At 59.6% G+C, this 19,894-nt stretch carries 19 protein-coding genes; 11 read left to right on the top strand and 8 right to left on the bottom strand.

What is annotated here, in order from left to right; translation table 11 throughout:
• Positions 1-257 precede the first annotated feature (257 nt).
• A complete protein-coding gene (mprF, locus tag PG5_RS05075; protein WP_020796017.1) occupies positions 258-2,900 on the top strand; it encodes a bifunctional lysylphosphatidylglycerol flippase/synthetase MprF in 2,643 nt (880 codons plus the stop codon).
• A complete protein-coding gene (locus tag PG5_RS05070) occupies positions 2,900-4,195 on the top strand; it encodes a virulence factor family protein (RefSeq protein WP_020796016.1) in 1,296 nt (431 codons plus the stop codon). Before mprF ends, PG5_RS05070 begins: the two co-directional genes overlap by 1 nt.
• Before the next feature lie 176 nt (positions 4,196-4,371).
• Here PG5_RS05070 and PG5_RS05065 read toward each other — a convergent pair whose 3' ends face one another.
• Positions 4,372-6,273, bottom strand: a complete 1,902-nt coding sequence (locus PG5_RS05065; RefSeq protein WP_020796015.1) for a potassium transporter Kup — start codon at positions 6,271-6,273, stop codon at positions 4,372-4,374.
• Between the two features lie 292 nt (positions 6,274-6,565).
• Here PG5_RS05065 and rimO point away from each other — a divergent pair, with 292 nt between their 5' ends.
• The 6 genes from rimO to tsaA all read left to right on the top strand — a co-directional run bounded on the left by rimO (position 6,566) and on the right by tsaA (position 11,826).
• Entirely contained in the window at positions 6,566-7,903 is a 1,338-nt protein-coding gene (gene rimO / locus PG5_RS05060) for a 30S ribosomal protein S12 methylthiotransferase RimO (RefSeq protein ID WP_020796014.1), read from the top strand.
• Positions 7,904-8,014: 111 nt separating this feature from the next.
• A complete protein-coding gene (locus PG5_RS05055; RefSeq protein ID WP_020796013.1) occupies positions 8,015-8,488 on the top strand; it encodes a GNAT family N-acetyltransferase in 474 nt (157 codons plus the stop codon).
• Between the two features lie 193 nt (positions 8,489-8,681).
• Positions 8,682-9,392 (top strand): rRNA pseudouridine synthase, encoded by a 711-nt coding sequence (locus PG5_RS05050; RefSeq protein ID WP_020796012.1) that lies wholly within the window; start codon positions 8,682-8,684, stop codon positions 9,390-9,392.
• A 75-nt stretch (positions 9,393-9,467) separates the two neighbouring features.
• Complete coding sequence (locus PG5_RS05045; RefSeq protein WP_020796011.1) at positions 9,468-9,938, top strand: DUF1456 family protein; 471 nt, start codon at positions 9,468-9,470, stop codon at positions 9,936-9,938.
• A gap of 229 nt (positions 9,939-10,167) precedes the next feature.
• The gene (locus PG5_RS05040) at positions 10,168-10,938 is read left to right on the top strand and encodes an SDR family oxidoreductase (protein ID WP_020796010.1); all 771 of its coding nucleotides are present in this window, start codon (positions 10,168-10,170) and stop codon (positions 10,936-10,938) included.
• A gap of 186 nt (positions 10,939-11,124) precedes the next feature.
• Positions 11,125-11,826 carry a tRNA (N6-threonylcarbamoyladenosine(37)-N6)-methyltransferase TrmO gene (tsaA, locus tag PG5_RS05035; protein ID WP_033044229.1) on the top strand — a complete coding sequence of 234 codons (702 nt, stop codon included), beginning with the start codon at positions 11,125-11,127 and terminating at the stop codon, positions 11,824-11,826.
• Between the two features lie 156 nt (positions 11,827-11,982).
• Here tsaA and fpr read toward each other — a convergent pair whose 3' ends face one another.
• Positions 11,983-12,762, bottom strand: a complete 780-nt coding sequence (gene fpr / locus PG5_RS05030; protein WP_008054100.1) for a ferredoxin-NADP reductase — start codon at positions 12,760-12,762, stop codon at positions 11,983-11,985.
• Positions 12,763-12,901: 139 nt separating this feature from the next.
• Between fpr and PG5_RS05025 the strand changes: the two genes are divergently transcribed.
• Positions 12,902-13,828 (top strand): LysR family transcriptional regulator, encoded by a 927-nt coding sequence (locus tag PG5_RS05025; protein WP_033045309.1) that lies wholly within the window; start codon positions 12,902-12,904, stop codon positions 13,826-13,828.
• Here the strand turns inward: PG5_RS05025 and PG5_RS05020 are convergent.
• The 3 genes from PG5_RS05020 to PG5_RS05010 form a co-directional block, all read right to left on the bottom strand.
• Complete coding sequence (locus PG5_RS05020; protein ID WP_020796007.1) at positions 13,825-14,187, bottom strand: diacylglycerol kinase; 363 nt, start codon at positions 14,185-14,187, stop codon at positions 13,825-13,827. The two genes, PG5_RS05025 and PG5_RS05020, sit on opposite strands and share 4 nt — an antisense overlap.
• 75 nt (positions 14,188-14,262) lie before the next feature.
• Positions 14,263-14,913, bottom strand: coding sequence for a response regulator transcription factor ErdR (erdR, locus tag PG5_RS05015; protein WP_020796006.1), 651 nt, complete (start codon positions 14,911-14,913; stop codon positions 14,263-14,265).
• A gap of 218 nt (positions 14,914-15,131) precedes the next feature.
• Complete coding sequence (locus tag PG5_RS05010) at positions 15,132-15,875, bottom strand: tRNA-uridine aminocarboxypropyltransferase (protein ID WP_020796005.1); 744 nt, start codon at positions 15,873-15,875, stop codon at positions 15,132-15,134.
• 187 nt (positions 15,876-16,062) lie between these two features.
• Here PG5_RS05010 and PG5_RS05005 point away from each other — a divergent pair, with 187 nt between their 5' ends.
• The gene (locus PG5_RS05005) at positions 16,063-16,485 is read left to right on the top strand and encodes a PA3611 family quorum-sensing-regulated virulence factor (protein WP_020796004.1); all 423 of its coding nucleotides are present in this window, start codon (positions 16,063-16,065) and stop codon (positions 16,483-16,485) included.
• Position 16,486: 1 nt separating this feature from the next.
• On the opposite strand, the gene PG5_RS05000 is transcribed toward PG5_RS05005, so the two are convergent.
• The gene (locus PG5_RS05000) at positions 16,487-16,681 is read right to left on the bottom strand and encodes a hypothetical protein (RefSeq protein ID WP_020796003.1); all 195 of its coding nucleotides are present in this window, start codon (positions 16,679-16,681) and stop codon (positions 16,487-16,489) included.
• Between the two features lie 475 nt (positions 16,682-17,156).
• Between PG5_RS05000 and PG5_RS04995 the strand changes: the two genes are divergently transcribed.
• Positions 17,157-18,275 carry a TIGR00730 family Rossman fold protein gene (locus PG5_RS04995; protein ID WP_020796002.1) on the top strand — a complete coding sequence of 373 codons (1,119 nt, stop codon included), beginning with the start codon at positions 17,157-17,159 and terminating at the stop codon, positions 18,273-18,275.
• Positions 18,276-18,317: 42 nt separating this feature from the next.
• Here PG5_RS04995 and recX read toward each other — a convergent pair whose 3' ends face one another.
• Positions 18,318-18,785 carry a recombination regulator RecX gene (recX, locus tag PG5_RS04990; protein WP_020796001.1) on the bottom strand — a complete coding sequence of 156 codons (468 nt, stop codon included), beginning with the start codon at positions 18,783-18,785 and terminating at the stop codon, positions 18,318-18,320.
• Positions 18,786-18,793: 8 nt separating this feature from the next.
• A complete protein-coding gene (gene recA / locus PG5_RS04985) occupies positions 18,794-19,852 on the bottom strand; it encodes a recombinase RecA (RefSeq protein ID WP_008060630.1) in 1,059 nt (352 codons plus the stop codon).
• Positions 19,853-19,894: the final 42 nt, after the last annotated feature.

Below are 19,894 nucleotides of genomic sequence, written 5' to 3'. Positions count from 1 at the left end.
GAAAGAGTGGCCTTTTTTGTATCTGTAGAAAAAGTCCTTTCGCAACAATGATCTGTCACTGTGTGGTGAGCCTTGCGGCCCACCGATGCGCTGGGTTCCGACTATGCTCAATCGCACATTCCACACCCTACGACTGAAGACGAACTGCCACCGGCACCCGGTGCCAGGCGTTAATATTCGTGATTATTTTTTTCTACAGGGATTGGTAACTTGGCTGGATACCCCCATCCTGTCGCGCACAATCCAAGAGGTGATTGATGCGCGCCAACTCGTCTGATCCACAAGACACCGTCACAGCTACCCAACCGATCAAGGCGCAGCGGCTGCGTTTGCTTGACTTGATCAGCAAATACCGCCAACCCATCGGCCTGGCGGTCACCCTGCTGCTGTTCACCATTGCGCTGATAGCCTGCCGTCACTTGTTGAGCGAACTCGACCTGGACGCTTTGCACGACTCGATCCTCGAGGTTCCGCAACCGGCACTGCTGGGTGCGCTGGGCGCTACCGTCGCGGGCTTCATCATTCTGCTGGGATACGAATGGTCGGCCAGCCGTTACGCAGGCGTCAATCTGGCACCGCAAACCTTGGCGCTGGGCGGTTTCACCGCCTTCGCGATCGGCAATGCCATCGGTCTTTCGATGCTGTCCGGCGGCTCGGTCCGCTACCGCCTGTATGCGCGCCATGGCCTGGGGGCCACTGAAGTCGCACGCATGACGCTGTTCGCCAGCCTCTCGCTCGGCTGCGCCCTGCCACCGCTCGCCGCGCTGGCGACACTCAGTGACCTGTCCGAAGCCTCCGCCGCCCTAAGGCTTTCGCCGGTTCTGCTGGGCAGCATCGCGACGGCTGTGTTGTTGCTGTTCTCGGTACTGGCCATCGGCATCTACCGTCGGCGCCTGCCGGAACAACCGTACGCCGACAACCTCCTGGTGCAGATCGGCCGCCGCACCTTGCGCCTGCCCGGGCGCCGCCTGACGTTCCTGCAACTGGTCATTACCGCACTCGACGTGGCCGCCGCCGCCACGGTGCTCTATTTGTTGTTGCCCGAAGCGCCGCCGTTCGGCGCGTTTCTCCTGGTTTACCTGCTGGCCCTGGCCGCTGGCGTGCTCAGCCATGTTCCGGGCGGGGTCGGCGTGTTCGAAGCGATCTTGCTCGCGGCCTTCTCCGACAAACTCGGTGCCGCGCCGCTGGCCGCCGCCCTGCTGCTCTACCGCTTGATCTATGTGGTGCTGCCGATGCTGGTGGCCTGCCTGTTTCTGTTGATCAGCGAAGGCCAGCGCCTGTTTCAGACGCGCCAGACCTTGCGCGCTGCCTCAGGCCTGGCCGCGCCGATATTGGCGGTGCTGGTGTTCCTGTCCGGCGTTGTACTGCTGTTCTCCGGCGCGACCCCGGAAATCGACACGCGCCTTGAACATATCGGCTTTCTGATCCCGCACCGCCTGGTCGATGCTTCGCACTTTGGCGCCAGCCTGATCGGCGTGTTGTGCCTGTTGCTGGCCCAGGGCCTGCGTCGTCGACTGTCGGCTGCCTGGATGCTGACCACCATTTTGCTGCTGGTTGGCGCCCTGCTCTCCCTGCTCAAGGGTTTCGACTGGGAGGAGGCCAGCCTGATGGTGCTGACGGCGAGCCTGCTGGGGGTGTTCCGGCGTTCGTTCTATCGCCCCAGTCGCCTGACCGAAGTGCCGTTCTCCCCGTTATACCTGGTGGCCAGCGTGTGCGTACTCGGCGCCTCGATGTGGCTGCTGTTATTCGCGTACCAGGACGTGCCATACAGCCATCAACTCTGGTGGCAGTTCACCCTCGATGCCGATGCCCCCCGCGGCTTGCGCTCGCTGCTCGGCGCGGCGGTCCTGCTGGTGGTGGTATCCCTGACCTGGTTGCTACGCACCGCTCGCCCGGTCATCCACCTGCCGACAGCCGATGAACTGGAGCGCGCAAGCAAGATCCTCATGGCATCCGCGCAACCGGATGGCGGCCTGGCCTTGACCGGCGACAAGGCACTGCTGTTCCACCCCAACGACGAAGCGTTCCTGATGTACGCCCGCCGCGGCCGCAGCCTTGTAGCACTGTATGACCCGATCGGTCCCGGCCAGCAACGAGCGGAAATGATCTGGCAGTTCCGCGACCTGTGCGACATCCATCACGCCCGCCCCGTGTTCTATCAAGTGCGTGCGGAGAACCTGCCGTACTACATGGACATCGGCCTGACCGCGATCAAGCTCGGCGAAGAAGCCAGGGTCGACCTCAAGCGCTTTGACCTCGAGGCCAAGGGCAAAGAGATGAAGGACCTGCGCTACACCTGGAACCGTGGCACCCGCGATGGCCTGTCGCTGGAAATCCATGAACCAGGCCAGGCGCCCATGGATGAGCTCAAGGTGATTTCAGATGCCTGGCTGACCGGCAAGAACGTGCGCGAGAAAGGCTTCTCCCTCGGCCGCTTCAGCGACGATTACCTCAAGCACTTTCGCATTGCCGTGATCCGTTTCGAAGGGCGCCCGGTGGCGTTCGCCAACCTGCTCGAGACCTACAGCCATGACCTGGCCAGCCTCGACCTGATGCGCGCGCACCCGGACGCCCCCAAGCTGACCATGGAGTTCATGATGGTCGGCCTGATCCAACATTATAAGAGTCACGGATACGCGCGTTTCAGCCTGGGCATGGTGCCGTTGTCGGGGTTGCAACCCCGTCGGGGTGCACCCTTGACCCAGCGCCTGGGCTCGATGGTCTTCCGCCGTGGTGAGCAGCTCTACAACTTCCAAGGCTTGCGCCGCTTCAAAGACAAGTTCCAGCCTGACTGGGAACCCCGTTATATGGCCGTGCCCGCCGGACTCGATCCGCTGGTGGCCTTGGCCGACACTGCCGCCCTGATCGCGGGCGGCTTGACTGGATTGGTGAAACGCTGATGATTCAACGCTCCCTGCGCTATGTACTGGGCACCCTGGTAGTGGTGGCCCTGATTCTCGGTGGTGGCTACTGGTACCTCAAACGCCCGGCACCGGAACCGACCCTCGAACTGCTGACCCCAACCGATGGCGCGGCGATGACCCGCGTGATCCCCGGCACCACGCCAAAGGCCCAGGTACTGGTGGCGGTCAACGAAGACCAGAAACTCAGCGACAAGCAATTGCTGACCCTGAGCCGCAGCGGCGCTGCGCAGATCGTCCAGGTGATCCTGCCCAAGGACTGCCTGCTGCAAAGCCGTGCCCTACAGTCGGGCTTGCGGGAACTCAACGGCCCGGCGACCCTGGTCAGCGGGATCGGCCCGGGCGCGGTGCTGGCCTGGCGCTGGTTGTCCGAACAGAAGAACGACAAGGCACAAGCCGTGTCGGTTGACCTGGCCCTGGAAAAACCCGGTTGCACCCACCTGCTGCCAAAGAGCGCCGCCCATGGCCACTGGCTGGTGGCGTGGAATGACAACCCGGACGACACCAGCGCCGGCTTCGTGCGCGACCAGCCCAACGCCGAAACCAGCATCAGCGACTACGACATCAACCTGCCGCAAGTGCTGAACAACGAACTGCGCAAACTGCTGGTCGGTGGCGACAAGGACGCCGGTGGCTTGCAGATACCAGTGGTTGAAGTGCCCGCCGGCCAGGCCAAGGACACCGTCACCTTGTTCCTCTCTGGTGACGGCGGCTGGCGTGACCTGGACCGCGACGTCGCCGGTGAAATGGCCAAGATTGGCTACCCGGTGGTCGGCATCGACACCCTGCGCTACTACTGGCAGCACAAGAGCCCCGAGCAAAGCGCCCTGGACCTCGCCGAGCTGATGCAGCACTACCGGCAGAAATGGGGTACCAAGCGCTTCATCCTGACCGGCTACTCGTTCGGCGCCGATGTGCTGCCAGCCATCTACAACCGCCTGGCAGAGTCCGAGCAGCAACGCGTCGACGCCATTATCCTGCTGGCCTTCGCTCGCACCGGCAGCTTTGAAATCGAAGTCGAAGGCTGGCTCGGCAACGCCGGCAAAGAAGCCGCCACCGGCCCGGAAATGGCCAAGCTGCCCGCCGCGAAAGTGGTGTGCATCTACGGCGAAGAAGAAGTCGACGAAAGCGGCTGCACCGACAAGAGCGCGGTGGGCGAAGCCATCAAGCTGCCTGGCGGCCACCACTTCGACGAGAACTACCCGGCACTCGCGCAGCGGTTGGTGGATGTGATCCAGAAGCGGCAAGTGCAGGAAACTGAAGCCCAGGAGTGATCTGAGTCGCACAAAAAAGCCCCCGCAGCCTGAAGGCTCCGGGGGCTTTTTCGTTCCACACCACACCCCCTGTAGGAGCGAGCATGCTCGCGATGATCTCAGATACACCGCGTTTATCCAGGATTCCCGCGTGAGCGTTGACGACCATCGCGAGCATGCTCGCTCCTACAGTGGGCCTACATCTCCACTTGCGTCCCCAGCTCAATCACCCGATTCAGCGGCAGGTTGAAGAAGCGCAGGTTGCTGTTGGCGTTTTTCAACATGAAGGCGAACAGCGCCTCCCGCCAGCGGGCCATGCCTTCGAGCTTGGAGGCGATGACTGTCTCGCGGCTGAGGAAGTAGGTCGTGCGCATCGGACTGAAATCCAGGTCCTCCAGATGACACAGCTTCAGCGCTTGCGGCACGTCCGGTTCGTCGACGAAGCCAAAGTGCAGGATCACCCGGAAGAAACCCTCGCCGTAGGAGTCGACCTCAAAGCGTCGCGACGGCGGCACGCGCGGAATATCCTCATACACCACCGTCAACAGCACGACTTGCTCGTGCAGCACCTGGTTATGCAACAGGTTGTGTAACAGGGCGTGAGGCACGGCATCTGGCCGCGCAGTGAGGAATACAGCGGTACCCTGAACGCGATGCGGTGGTTGTACGGCGATACTGCTGATGAAAATCGGCAGCGGCAGTCCACCTTCATCCAGACGCTCCACCAACAGTTGCTTGCCTCGCTTCCAGGTGGTCATCAATACGAACAGCGCAATACCGGCAATCACCGGGAAGGCACCACCCTGGACGATTTTCGGCACGTTGGCGGCGAAGTACAGACCGTCTACCAGCAGGAAGCCCAACAACACCGGTACCGCCAGAATCGGTGGCCACTTCCACAGCAGCAACATGACCGCCGACACCAGGATAGTGGTCATGAGCATGGTTCCGGTCACCGCCACGCCGTAGGCCGACGCCAGGGCGCCGGAAGACTCGAAGCCCAGGACCAACAGAACCACACCAACCATCAGCGCCCAGTTGACGGCACCAATGTAGATTTGGCCCTGTTCGGCGCTGGACGTGTGCTGGGTATGCATACGCGGGATATAGCCGAGCTGGATGGCTTGGCGGGTCAGGGAGAACGCCCCGGAAATCACCGCTTGCGAAGCGATGACCGTGGCCAGTGTCGACAACCCGACCAGTGGGATCAACGCCCAGCTTGGCGCCAGCAGGTAGAACGGGTTGCGCGCAGCTTCTGGATCACCGAGCAGCAAGGCGCCCTGGCCGAAATAGTTCAGCACCAGCGCTGGCAGCACGAGAATGAACCACGCGCGGGCAATCGGCTTGCGGCCGAAGTGGCCCATGTCGGCATACAGCGCTTCGGCACCGGTCAGTGCAAGCACCACGGCGCCAAGGATCGCTACGCCCATGCCGGGATGCTCCCTGAAGAAACGAACACCCCACATCGGGTTCACCGCTTGTAACACCTCCGGATGCTGGGCAATGCCATACAGGCCCAGAGCCGCCAACACCAGAAACCAGGTGACCATGATCGGCCCGAACAGAATGCCGATCCGCGCCGTACCGTGTCGCTGGATCAGAAACAACCCGACCAGCACCACCAATGACAGCGGCACCACCCAATGGTCGATACCCTCGAATGCAAGCCCCAGGCCTTCAATGGCCGACAGCACCGAAATTGCGGGCGTGATCATGCTGTCGCCATAGAACAGCGCCGCGCCGATCAGCCCGCAGACCACCAGCAGCGTGCGCAATTTCGCATGACCTGCCGCCGCTCGCCGAGCCAGCGCGGTCAAGGCCATGATTCCGCCTTCGCCCTGGTTGTCGGCACGCAGTACAAACATCATGTACTTGATCGACACGACCCAGATCAACGACCAGAAGATCAACGCCAGAATCCCAAGCACCCCATCGTGGTTGACCGCTACGCCATAACCACCGGTAAATACCTCTTTGAGGGTGTACAGCGGGCTTGTGCCGATATCGCCATACACCACCCCGACCGCCGCGACCAACATGCCAATCGGATTCGCCGACGTATGCGCGGCGCCCGCAGTCTGACTACTTGCCTGCCCCATCCACCACTCCTACTACCCAGACCCGGGCTTCTATGAAGAAGCACTATGCTTTGTCATGCAGCATGCGCCGTTTTACTTGTTGTTACAGACGTTTTATTGACTGTAAAAAATCGGTAAAGCCCAACGGCGCGAAGCATAGCGCAGCACTCGTCGTATTTCCCTGCATAAAGCTGGTCAAGTGATCGTCTCATCGCTAGAATTGCGCACTTTTTGATCAGAGGCGCCGTTCAAGCGCCCGTCCGTCGGTTTTGCCCAGTTCGGCAAGCGGCGTCACAAAACACCGAGGTTAGACATGTCCACCACTCCTGCGCCGGCCAATCCCAAGGTTGGCTTCGTATCCCTGGGTTGCCCCAAAGCACTGGTCGACTCCGAGCGCATCCTCACCCAGCTGCGCATGGAAGGCTATGACGTCGTGTCCACCTACCAGGACGCCGATGTCGTGGTGGTCAATACCTGCGGCTTCATCGACTCGGCCAAGGCCGAGTCCCTGGAAGTGATCGGCGAAGCCATCAAGGAAAACGGCAAGGTCATCGTGACCGGCTGCATGGGCGTCGAAGAAGGCAACATCCGCAACGTACACCCGAGCGTGTTGGCCGTCACCGGTCCGCAGCAGTACGAGCAGGTGGTCAACGCCGTGCACGAAGTCGTGCCGCCACGCCAGGACCACAACCCGCTGATCGACCTGGTGCCGCCACAAGGCATCAAGCTGACCCCGCGCCACTACGCCTACCTGAAGATTTCCGAAGGCTGCAACCACAGCTGCAGCTTCTGCATCATCCCGTCGATGCGCGGCAAGCTGGTTAGCCGCCCGGTCGGTGACGTACTCGACGAGGCCCAGCGCCTGGTCAAGTCCGGCGTCAAGGAGCTGCTGGTGATCTCCCAGGACACCAGCGCCTATGGTGTCGACGTCAAGTACCGCACCGGTTTCTGGAACGGCGCGCCGGTGAAAACCCGCATGACCGAACTCTGCGAAGCCCTGAGCACCCTCGGTGTCTGGGTACGCCTGCACTACGTTTACCCGTACCCGCACGTTGACGAGCTGATCCCGCTGATGGCCGCCGGCAAGATCCTGCCGTACCTGGACATCCCGTTCCAGCACGCCAGCCCGAAAGTGCTGAAGGCGATGAAACGCCCGGCGTTCGAAGACAAGACCCTGGCGCGAATCAAGAACTGGCGCGAAATCTGCCCGGACCTGATCATCCGTTCGACTTTCATCGTCGGCTTCCCCGGCGAGACCGAAGAAGACTTCCAGTACCTGCTGAACTGGCTGACCGAAGCCCAGCTCGACCGCGTCGGTTGCTTCCAGTACTCGCCGGTTGAAGGGGCTCCGGCCAATGACCTGGACCTGGAAGTCGTGCCGGACGACGTCAAGCAGGACCGTTGGGAGCGCTTCATGGCGCACCAGCAGGCCATCAGCTCGGCGCGCCTGCAAATGCGCATCGGCCGTGAAATCGAAGTGCTGGTCGATGAAGTCGATGAGCAAGGCGCGGTAGGCCGCTGCTTCTTCGATGCCCCGGAAATCGACGGCAACGTATTCATCGACAATGGCAGCAACTTGAAACCGGGCGACAAAGTCTGGTGCAAAGTGACCGACGCCGACGAATACGACCTGTGGGCTGAACAGATCTAGTCGCAAAAAATATGCAAAGCCCCGCTCTCTTGACGAGATGCGGGGCTTTTTTACGGCTATCGTTTGATGAGGAACGGATTCTCATCTCCAATAACCCAAGGGCAGGCTGGCATGCGCCAACATTCGGTCATTCATACCCCAAAACAAAGCGACTACGAAGAATTGACCAGGGTCTGGGAGGCCTCGGTCCGCGCTACCCACGACTTCCTGCCGGACAGCTACATCGAACTGTTGAAGAACCTGGTGCTGACCCGTTACCTCGACGCCGTGATGCTGATTTGCACCAAAGACCCGCAGCAGCGAATCACCGGATTCGCTGGTGTCGCGGCGGGCAAGATCGAGATGCTCTTCATCGACCCGGCGCATCGAGGCCAGGGCCTGGGCAAGCGGTTACTGCGCTATGCCCTGGAGAACCTCAACGCCGATGAACTGGACGTCAACGAACAGAACCCGCAAGCCCTGGGGTTTTACTTCAAGCAGGGCTTCGAGGTGATCGGTCGTTCGGAAGTCGACGGCATGGGCCAGCCGTATCCGCTGTTACACATGCGTTTGCGCCAGGCTCAACAAAAGACACGCAATGGCTGACACAACATGAAACTACTGTGGGAGCGAGCCTGCTCGCGAAAGCGACCTATCAGTCGACATTCGTGTTGAAGCTGATGACGCTTTCGCGAGCAGGCTCGCTCCCACATTAAAAAAACATATGCGGCAAATGGTTCCGGGATTAACCGGCGCCAGGCAGGTACAATGCCCACCCCTTTTTTGTTACGGCCCTGTCATGACTGACCCGATTCGACTCTCCAAACGCCTCATCGAACTCGTCGGCTGCTCCCGTCGGGAGGCTGAGCTGTTCATCGAGGGCGGCTGGGTCACCGTCGACGGCGAAGTCGTTGACGAGCCGCAGTTCAAGGTCGCCAATCAAAAAGTCGAGCTGGATCCAGAGGCCAAGGCCACGGCACCAGAGCCCGTCACCATCCTGCTCAATGTGCCAGCCGGCATGGACGCGGACACCGCCATGGCGACCATCAGCGCCGAGACCTTGAGCGAAGAGCACCGCTACGGCAAACGTCCGCTCAAGGGCCACTTCCAGCGCCTGACCGCCAGCACTGACTTGCAAGCCAATGCCAGCGGTTTGCTGGTGTTCACCCAGGACTGGAAGATCCTGCGCAAGCTCACTGCCGACTCCAGCAAGATCGAGCAGGAATACGTGGTCGAAGTCGAAGGTGACATGGTTGAACATGGCCTCAATCGCTTGCAACACGGCCTGACCTACAAGGGCAAGGAACTGCCTCCGGTCAAGGCCAGCTGGCAGAACGAAAACCGCCTGCGTTTCGCCATGAAGAACCCGCAACCGGGCGTGATCGCCCTGTTCTGCCAGGCCGTCGGCCTGAAAGTCGTGGGCATCCGCCGCATTCGTATCGGCGGCGTGTCCATCGGCAAGGTGCCCCTGGGGCAATGGCGCTACCTGTCCGGCAAAGAGAAGTTCTGAGGCTTCTCCCGCCGCCACACATTCTGGTGCCGCTGCTTGTGCGGCGCCCACTGCTGAATATCAGGATTGCACACCATGATTCACAATGACGTACTGCGCAGCGTGCGCTACATGCTCGACATCAGCGACAAGAAAGTCATCGAGATCATCAAGCTCGGCGGCATGGACGTGGCCCTGGCCGACCTGGTGAGCTACCTCGACAAGAAAGAGGAAGACGAGGAAGGTTTCGTACGCTGCCCGGACGAAGTCATGGCGCATTTCCTCGACGGCCTGGTGATCTTCAAGCGCGGCAAGGACGAAAGCCGCCCTCCGCAACCAATCGAAGTGCCGGTAACCAACAACATCATCCTGAAAAAGCTGCGCGTAGCCTTCGAGCTGAAAGAAGACGATATGCACGCGATCCTCAAGGCCGCCGAGTTCCCGGTATCCAAGCCTGAGCTGAGCGCTCTGTTCCGCAAATTCGGCCACACCAACTATCGCCCGTGCGGCGACCAGTTGCTGCGCAACTTCCTCAAGGGCCTGACCCTGCGCGTTCGCCCGCAATAACGTGCGACGCGGATCTACCCTGTAGGAGCGAGCATGCTCGCGATGGACGTCAACGATGACGAGGGCTGTCTGAATGCCCGTGTTGTTCTGGAGTTTTTCGTCGGAGCGCCGCCCGGAGCATGCTCGCTCCTACAAGGCCGTATGCCCCCCCATTCCGCGCAAAAATAGTGGCTCCACTGATCGAGCCTGACGACTAGGGTGTAATGACCTACAGCGCTCAGGATTCGCCATGCACCCCTATTTCTCCCTGCAAGGCCGCACCGCACTGGTGACCGGCGGCACCCGTGGTATCGGCAAAATGATCGCCAAGGCCTATGTCGAGGCTGGCGCCACCGTCTACGTCTGTGCCCGCGACGTCGAAGCCTGCCGGCAAACTGCCGATGAGCTCGGTGCATTGGGCCGCTGTCACGCGGTGGCCGCCAACCTGGCCACTGAAGAAGGCGTGCAGCAGTTGGCAACACGCCTGGGTGAGCAGATGACCCATCTCGATATCCTGGTGAACAACGCCGGCACCACTTGGGGGGCGCCATTGGAAAGCTACCCGATCAAGGGTTGGGAAAAGGTCATGCAACTGAATGTGACGTCAGTATTCAACTGCATCCAGCAATTTCTGCCACTGCTGCGCAAAGCCGGTTCCCCCGCGAACCCGGCCCGAATCATCAATATCGGCTCAGTCGCCGGGATTTCTTCCTTTGGCGAACAGGCGTATGCCTACGGGCCGAGCAAAGCCGCCCTGCATCAACTCTCACGGATTCTGGCAAGGGAACTGGTGAGCCAGCACATCAACGTCAATGTGATCGCCCCGGGTCGCTTTCCGAGCAAGATGACCCAACACATCGACAGAGATGCGCAGGCATTGGCGCAGGATACGGCGCTGATTCCGATGAAGCGTTGGGGCCGGGAGGAAGAGATGGCGGCGCTGGCGATCAGCCTGGCGAGTACGGCCGGGGCGTACATGACCGGGAATATCATTCCGCTGGATGGTGGGTTCAGCCTCTGAAATCGGCGGTGCTGCCATCGCGGGCAAGCCACGCTCCCACAGGTTTCTTTGGTGCTCACAAAATCTGTGGCCGGCCGAGCTCCACTGTGGGAGCGGGCTTGCCCGCGAAGGGGCCGGCACAGCCACCACTGAATACAGGTCGATCGGGTTATCATGCCCGCCACCATCCCGACTCGACCCCAAACCATGACCTACAGCGTTTCCCCCATCGGCTTCGTGCGTTCCTGCTTCAAGGAAAAGTTCGCCATCCCTCGGCAGCCGCAATTGGCCCCCGCCGCGCGCGGCGTGCTCGAACTGGTGGCGCCATTCGATCAGGGTGATGCCGTGCAGGGCCTCGAACAGGTCAGCCATGTCTGGCTGTTGTTCCTGTTCCATCAGGCACTGGAAGAAAAGCCGCGCCTGAAAGTTCGTCCGCCGCGCCTGGGCGGCAACAAGTCCATGGGCGTGTTCGCCACGCGCGCGACTCACCGGCCCAATGGCATTGGCCAGTCCGTGGTCAAGCTGGACAAGGTCGAGGCCAATCGCCTGTGGATATCCGGCATCGACCTGCTCGATGGCACGCCGATCCTCGACATCAAACCCTACGTGCCTTACGCAGACATCATCGACACAGCCATCAATAGCATCGCCAGCGCCGCGCCGCAGTTGATTGCCGTGCAATGGACAGATAGCGCCCTGCAACAGGCTCATGGGCACGCTGAACGCCTTGCAGAGCCGTTGGTTGAGTTGATCGAGCAATGCTTGGCGCAGGATCCGCGCCCGGCGTACCAGACGCCTACCCCGGAACGCGAATATGGTGCGCAATTCTGGGACGTGGATGTGCGCTGGCATTATCCAACGCCGCAGATGATCCGCGTGCTTGAGGTCATTCCCGCATCCAACATGTAGGAGCTGCCGCAGGCTGCGATCTTCTGATCTTGAAATCGCGATAGAAGATCAAGATCAAAAGATCGCAGCCTGCGGCAGCTCCTACAGAGAACGCGTCCGGCATAAAAAAGCCCGCATTACCTGTATAGGCAATGCGGGCTTTTTTTGAGGCGGTGCTTATTTCTCTACGAACGCACGCTCGATCAGGTAATCACCTGGCTCGCGCATGCGCGGCGACACTTTCAGGCCGAAGCTGTTCAGCACTTCGCTGGTCTCGTCGAGCATGCTCGGGCTGCCGCACAGCATGGCGCGGTCGTCCTGCGGGTTGATCGGTGGCAGGCCGATGTCGCTGAACAGCTTGCCGCTGCGCATCAGGTCGGTCAGGCGACCTTCGTTTTCGAACGGCTCGCGGGTCACGGTTGGGTAGTAGATCAACTTGTCACGCAATGCATCGCCAAAGAACTCGTTCTGCGGCAGGTGCTCGGTGATGAACTCGCGGTAGGCGACTTCGTTGACGTAACGCACGCCGTGGCACAGGATCACTTTTTCGAAACGCTCGTAGGTTTCCGGGTCCTGGATGACGCTCATGAACGGCGCCAGACCAGTACCGGTGCTGAGCAGGTACAAATGTTTGCCAGGCTTCAAGTCATCCAGCACCAGCGTGCCGGTGGGCTTCTTGCTGATGATGATCTCGTCGCCTTCCTTCAGATGCTGCAACTGGGAAGTCAGCGGACCATCAGGCACCTTGATGCTGAAGAACTCGAGATGCTCTTCCCAGTTCGGGCTGGCAATCGAGTAAGCGCGCATAAGCGGGCGGCCGTTGGGCTGTTGCAGGCCGATCATCACGAACTGACCGTTCTCGAAGCGCAGGCCCGGATCACGGGTGCACTTGAAGCTGAACAGAGTGTCGTTCCAGTGATGAACACTGAGGACACGCTCGTGGTTCATGTTGCTCATGTACGGGGACTCCTGGAGATTGGATCTGCGCTAGCTCTTTCAGGAACAGACCTGCGGTGCGCAATTGCATCGCATTCTAATAGCGACGACAATATCTGTTAACTGGATTATTAAGATAAGGGTTATCGGTTATATCGATATGCGATTTACTCTCCGTCAACTTCAAGTGTTCGTTGCCGTCGCCCAGCAGGAAAGCGTGTCCCGTGCTGCGGGTCTGCTCAACCTCTCACAGTCGGCGGCGAGTACATCGATTACCGAGCTGGAGCGCCAGTGCAGCTGCCAACTGTTCGACCGCGCCGGCAAGCGATTGAGCCTCAACGCCCTGGGTAAACAGTTGCTGCCCCAAGCCGTTGCCTTGCTCGACCAGGCCAAGGAAATCGAAGACCTGCTCAATGGCAAGTCCGGATTCGGCTCATTGGCAGTGGGCGCGACCCTGACCATTGGCAACTATCTTGCGACCCTGCTGATCGGCGGTTTCATGCAGCGCCACCCGGAAAGCCAGGTAAAGCTGCATGTGCAGAACACCGCCAATATTGTGCAACAGGTCGCCCACTACGAAATTGACCTGGGTCTGATCGAAGGCGATTGCAACCACCCTGACATCGAAGTGCAAAGTTGGGTCGAAGATGAGTTGGTGGTCTTCTGTGCGCCACAGCATCCGCTGGCCCAGCGGGGCACAGCGAGCATGGAGGAACTGAGCCAGGAAGCCTGGATCTTGCGTGAACAAGGCTCAGGCACACGCCTGACGTTCGATCAAGCCATGCGCCATCACCGGAGCGCGCTGAACATCCGCCTGGAGCTGGAACACACCGAAGCCATCAAGCGCGCCGTAGAGTCCGGCCTGGGGATCGGCTGTATCTCGCGGCTGGCGCTACGGGACGCGTTCCGTCGCGGCAGCCTGGTAGCAGTGGAGACTCCGGACCTGGACCTGGCGCGACAGTTCTATTTCATCTGGCACAAGCAGAAGTACCAGACCTCGGCGATGCGTGAATTCCTCGAACTGTGCCGCGCATTCACCGCCGGGGTGCAGCGCAGCGACGAGATCGTCCTGCCGGCGATCGCTTAAAGCAGAATCACCGCCCAGACCAGCGCGATCATGGTCAAGGCCACCAATTGCGCGGCACTGCCCATGTCCTTGGCGTTTTTCGACAACGGGTGCAATTCAAGGGAAATGCGGTCGATGGCCGCTTCCACGGCCGAATTGAGCAGCTCGACGATCAGCGCCAACAGGCAGACCGCAATCAACAACGCCTGCTCGACACGATTCACGTTCAGGAAGAACGACAGCGGGATCAGAATGACGTTGAGCAACACCAATTGCCGAAAAGCCGCTTCGCCGGTGAATGCTGCGCGTAGGCCGTCCAGCGAGTAGCCGGAAGCATTGAGGATACGTTTCAGGCCGGTCTGGCCTTTGAAAGGTGACATAGAGTAGGAACTGACCAAAAAAGGAGTGGGAAAGCTAGATTAACCAAAGTCAAAAAAACGTGAAGGCGCCAGCGCTTAATGGCTTGAAATTGACTCGAGTTGTTGCAGCAGCAACGCCGCCTGGGTGCGGGTCCGCACATTCAGTTTACGAAAAATCGCGGTGACGTGGGCCTTGATGGTCGCTTCGGAAACGCTCAGTTCGTAGGCAATCTGCTTGTTCAGCAACCCTTCGCAAACCATCGTCAGCACCCGGAACTGTTGCGGAGTCAAGCTCGCAAGGCCTTCACTGGCCGCCTTGGCCTCATCGGAAACGCTGACGGCTTCGAATGCTTGCGGTGGCCAGAAAACATCGCCATCGAGCACCGCGCGCACGGCTTTCTGGATAACACTCAAATCGCTGGACTTGGGTATGAAACCGCTTGCACCAAATTCACGGGACTTGACCATGATCGTCGCTTCTTCCTGGGCCGAGACCATGACCACAGGAATTTGCGGATACTGGCCGCGCAACAGTACCAACCCGGAAAAACCATACGCGCCCGGCATGTTCAGGTCCAGCAGCACCAGATCCCAGTCGGCCTTTTCGCTCAGGCGTGCCTCCAGCTCGGCAATGCTCGCCACTTCCACCAACCGGACATCCGGGCCCAGGCCCAGGGTCAGCGCTTGATGCAGGGCGGAACGAAAAAGAGGGTGGTCATCGGCAATCAGGATTTCGTATGTGGCCATTTTTCAAATGATCCTGTTTTTCATGGGATGCCCGATGCATTCGGGTATCGCCAAACAACTCGAGGTAACAGCCACGCAGCCGCTCCAACGGGGCACGTTCAACGCAAAAAACGGCGTTTCAAACTCTGGCCGCACCCTAATGGGCGCCAAGCATGCCCAGCCAAACCGGGGTGGTCAAGCGACATGGCCGGTACACTTTATTGCAGCATCGGAGACAATCAGGCCGTCACTGCCACTGCTGGTTGAAGATAGGCCATCAACTCGGTGTGCGCCGGGGTCGAAACATCCATTTCCAGCTGACGCTTGGCATCGAGGTAATGCTGGCTGAACACATCGAAATAAGCGTCGAGCGCCGAGGCCGCCTCTACATCGCCTGCAAGATCGAGACATAACGCCGCGACTTCCGCAGTACACAAGTGTTCGCTACGGGTGGAGCGGCGCAATTGATAGCGTGAAAGCTTCTCGGGCAACAAACTGAGGATCGGAAGCGCGTCGAAATAGGGGCTTTTACGGAAAATCTTCCGGGCTTCAGTCCACGTCGCGTCGAGCAAGATGAACAGCGGCCTCCTGCCTTGATCGACCGCCACGCTATGAGTCACCCGCTCGGGCGCGACATATTCACCCGGGAACACCAGATAAGGCTGCCATTGTGGGTCGGACAGCAAGGCCAGCAACTGCTGATCGACTTCGGTACGCGACCAGATGAAGGCATGGTTGTCACGCACCACATCGGCAATCAACCAACCGGTGTTGCTGGGCTTGAACACTTCCTTGCCTGTCATGATCAGGCATACCCCGGAGCGAGTCTCAACCTGCGGACGCCAGGCGCACAGGCAGTGACTCTCGATCACGCGGCAAGCGCGGCACCTTGTTGCCCGCCATCCACGGGCCTGAATCGGCTTGATACCTTCCTCTTCGCGCTGGTCGCGCAGGCGGGCTACGGCGTTGGGGGCATGGTTCATCGCAGGCCACGCCGGCAGACAAAAGAGATCGACACGAAAAGCACTCGGATGGGTGAAAGTGCCGGCAGTTTACCAGACCCGCCGGTGCAAACCTGTACCGTGCAGGCCTGCTCCCCTATAATTCGCCGCCACTGAACGCACAGTCATGTGATGGGTCAAACACCCATCACTGCCCCAGGAGAGTTTCATGCTGCGCCTTATCGTTCCCACCGCTGCCATTCTGCTGGCGTCGACCTTCAACGCCCAGGCGGCGTCCTTGAGTGAGCAGAATCTGAACAGAGAGCTGCGAAACGTCGCCACCCAAAGCAGCGTCGGCACTCCGCGGGCGATCAATGAAGACATTCTCGATCAGGGCTACACGGTCGAAGGCAATGTGCTGATCAACCACCTGAGTGTGCAAAGCAGCCACGCCAACAAGATGCGTGCCGACCCCAAGGCTGTGTACTTCCAGCTTGGTGCCTCGGTATGCAACAACCCGTCCTTCCGTAAGCTGATGGCAAAGGGGGCGGTCATGCGTTATGACTTCACCGAGGTAAAGACCAACCGCGCGGTCGGTTCTGCAAGCTACCAGGAATCGGATTGCCCGAAAGCGACCCAGAAGAAAAAGTAAGTCAGTGGGATTTTGCGCGCCGCTGCTCATCCTCGGCGCGCAGTTCCGCCACCAGCGCCTGCAAATAACGTGAACGCTGATGCGCGTCCATAAGACGCCGGCAGCACTCCTCCTCGAGACTCAAATGATTGATCTCGGCTGATGACTTCAGCAATCGATACAGTTGCGTATCGATCTCCAGAATGACCCTGGCCATGGCTTTCCGGCTCCCTGCACCTCACTCGTGATGAGCGGCAAATCCTTGAACCGCTTGTATCCTGCGCCCTGCCCTTGACGCCAAGTTGTCGTGTAATACCTGTACCTAAGTAAATCAGAGTACTGAACACTCGGGGCGGGTTCAGACGGGCGGTGAAATCACCTTGCAAATCGTCAATAACCGGTTGCCAGGAAAGACTTTGCGGCGCAATGATCAAGGCAACAATCATCGCGACGGTCTAGATTTCAGGTATCTACGTTCATTGTGTCAGGACTGGAAAAGGCGCCGCCCGTTTCGTCTTGCGCTGTGCGAACGTTTCTTTCATCCAAGGGAAAAACAGAGCCGGTATGGTGACCCGACCAGGGTCAAGTGAATCGCCCAGGCATGGGCCTGGGCAAACAGCGACACATGAAGTGTCGTGGCGCCGACGCGTCAATGGTCGAAGCCGACGGTTCTGTCCAGAAGGAGAAGTTGAATGCCTTACCAACCGAATGACCTCCTAAGCCGCCATTTTGAACAAAGCGGCCACGACCTCATCAGCAAGGTCGAAGAGCAACTCAACCTGGTTTCACCCAACAGCCCGAATACCCCGATCTACCGCGACATGATCCTGACCGTGCTGCGCATGGCGCAGGAAGACCACAATCGCTGGAATGCCAAGATAACCCTGCAAACCCTGCGCGAACTGGAGCACGCTTTCCGAGTGCTTGAGCAGTTCAAGGGGCGACGCAAAGTCACAGTCTTCGGCTCCGCGCGCACGCCAGTGGAACATCCCTTATATGGTCTCGCTCGCGAACTCGGCGCCGCCCTGGCTCGCTCCGACATGATGGTCATCACGGGTGCGGGCGGCGGCATCATGGCTGCAGCCCACGAAGGTGCAGGCCTGGAAAACAGCCTGGGATTCAACATCACCCTGCCCTTCGAGCAACATGCCAACCCCACCGTCCAGGGCACTACCAACCTGCTGCCCTTCCATTTTTTCTTCACGCGCAAGCTGTTCTTCGTCAAGGAAGCGGATGCACTGGTGTTGTGCCCAGGCGGTTTCGGCACCCTGGACGAAGCGCTGGAAGTACTGACGCTGATCCAGACGGGCAAAAGCCCATTGGTGCCCGTAGTGCTGCTGGACGCGCCGGGCGGCAAATTCTGGCAGGGCGCACTGGACTTCATTCACCATCAACTGGAGGAGAATCGTTACATCCTGCCTACCGACATGAAGCTGGTGAAACTGGTCTACAGCGCCGAAGAAGCGGTGGAGCAGATCAACCAGTTCTACAGCAATTACCACTCCAGCCGCTGGCTCAAACATCAGTTCGTGATTCGCATGAACCACAAGCTCAGTGACAGGGCACTCGAACACATGCAGGAATCATTCGCAGACTTGTGCCTGAGCGATCAATTTCATCAACATGCCTATAACGGCGAGGAGCAGGACGAAGCACGGTTCAGCCACCTGGCGCGGCTGGCCTTTAACTTTACCGCTCGTGACCACGGCCGGCTTCGCGAGTTGGTGGATTACATCAACCTGGCGGAAAACTGGGCCCAAACCCAGCCACCGGCACAGCAGCGTACGCGAGAGCCATTAAAGGTTACGTGAGACAAAAAAACGGCCCGCTATCGAAATAGTGAGCCGTTTCAGTCAATCGTCCATCCCTCGGCCGCTGAACAAGCGGCTGATCATTTCCATGGAGAATCCCCGATACGCCAGGAACCTGCCTTGTTTGGCGCGCTCCCGGGCATCTATCGGTAATTGCCCGGAAAACTTGCGTCGCCAGGCGTCCTGCAATTGTTCCTGCCAGTCGATGCCGCTCTCGCGCAGGGCGAGCTCGATATCACTGCGCTGCAGGCCACGCTGACTTAACTCCTCACGAATGCGTAAAGGGCCATAGCCGCTACGGGCACGGTAGGACACGAAGCTTTCAAGGTAGCGGGATTCGGACAACAAGCCCTCTTCCGTCAATCGGTCGAGTGCTGTTTCAATCATTTCGGGGAGAGCCCCGCGCTGACGCAGTTTACGCGTCAGCTCGACTCGACCATGCTCGCGTCGCGCGAGCAGGTCCATTGCGGTTCGCCGCACCGCGACGAGGGTATCGAGTACAGCGGTCATCGGATCAATCAGATATCAGCATCAGCCAGATCGTCTTCGGTCTCTTTGACCGCAGAAGCCTTGGCATCCGCTACCGAAGCCGGAGACAGCAGTTTGTCGCGCAGTTGCTTCTCAAGCGTTGCGGCAATATCCGGGTTATCCGCCAGGTACTTGGCCGAGTTGGCCTTACCCTGACCGATCTTGGTGCCGTTATAGGCATACCAGGCGCCGGACTTCTCGACGAAACCGTGCAGAACACCCAGGTCGATCATCTCGCCGTTGAGGTAGATGCCCTTGCCGTAAAGAATCTGGAACTCGGCCTGACGGAACGGCGAAGCCACCTTGTTCTTTACAACCTTGACGCGGGTCTCGCTACCGACGACTTCATCACCTTCTTTCACCGCACCCGTGCGGCGGATATCCAGACGAACCGACGCGTAGAACTTCAGAGCGTTACCACCGGTAGTCGTTTCCGGGCTACCGAACATCACGCCGATTTTCATGCGGATCTGGTTGATGAAGATCACCAGGCAGTTGGCGTTCTTGATGTTACCGGTGATTTTACGCAAAGCCTGGGACATCAGACGGGCTTGCAGGCCCACGTGCATGTCACCCATTTCGCCTTCGATTTCAGCTTTCGGCACCAACGCCGCCACGGAGTCGACGATGATCACGTCGACCGCATTGGAACGCACCAGCATGTCGGTGATTTCCAGGGCTTGCTCACCGGTGTCAGGCTGGGACACCAGCAGGTCGTCGACGTTGACGCCCAGCTTGCCGGCGTACTCAGGGTCCAGGGCGTGTTCGGCATCGACGAATGCGCAGGTCGCGCCGGCTTTCTGAGCCTGGGCGATCACGGACAATGTCAGTGTGGTTTTACCGGAAGATTCAGGACCGTAGATTTCAACAATGCGACCTTTTGGCAGACCGCCAATGCCCAAAGCGATGTCCAGACCCAGAGAGCCAGTGGAGATGGCCGGAATCGCCTGACGGTCCTGATCGCCCATACGCATTACGGCACCCTTGCCGAATTGACGTTCGATCTGACCCAGGGCCGCAGCCAAGGCTTTCTTCTTGTTGTCGTCCATTAAAGTCCTCACGTAATCAATAAGGCCTGACGGCCAACACCT

The sequence above is a fragment of the Pseudomonas sp. G5(2012) genome (genome assembly GCF_000408945.1).
Classification (GTDB): Bacteria; Pseudomonadota; Gammaproteobacteria; order Pseudomonadales; family Pseudomonadaceae; genus Aquipseudomonas; species Aquipseudomonas umsongensis.
Note: the sequence above shows the minus strand (reverse complement) of the source record. Positions and strands in the feature narration are given on the sequence as shown.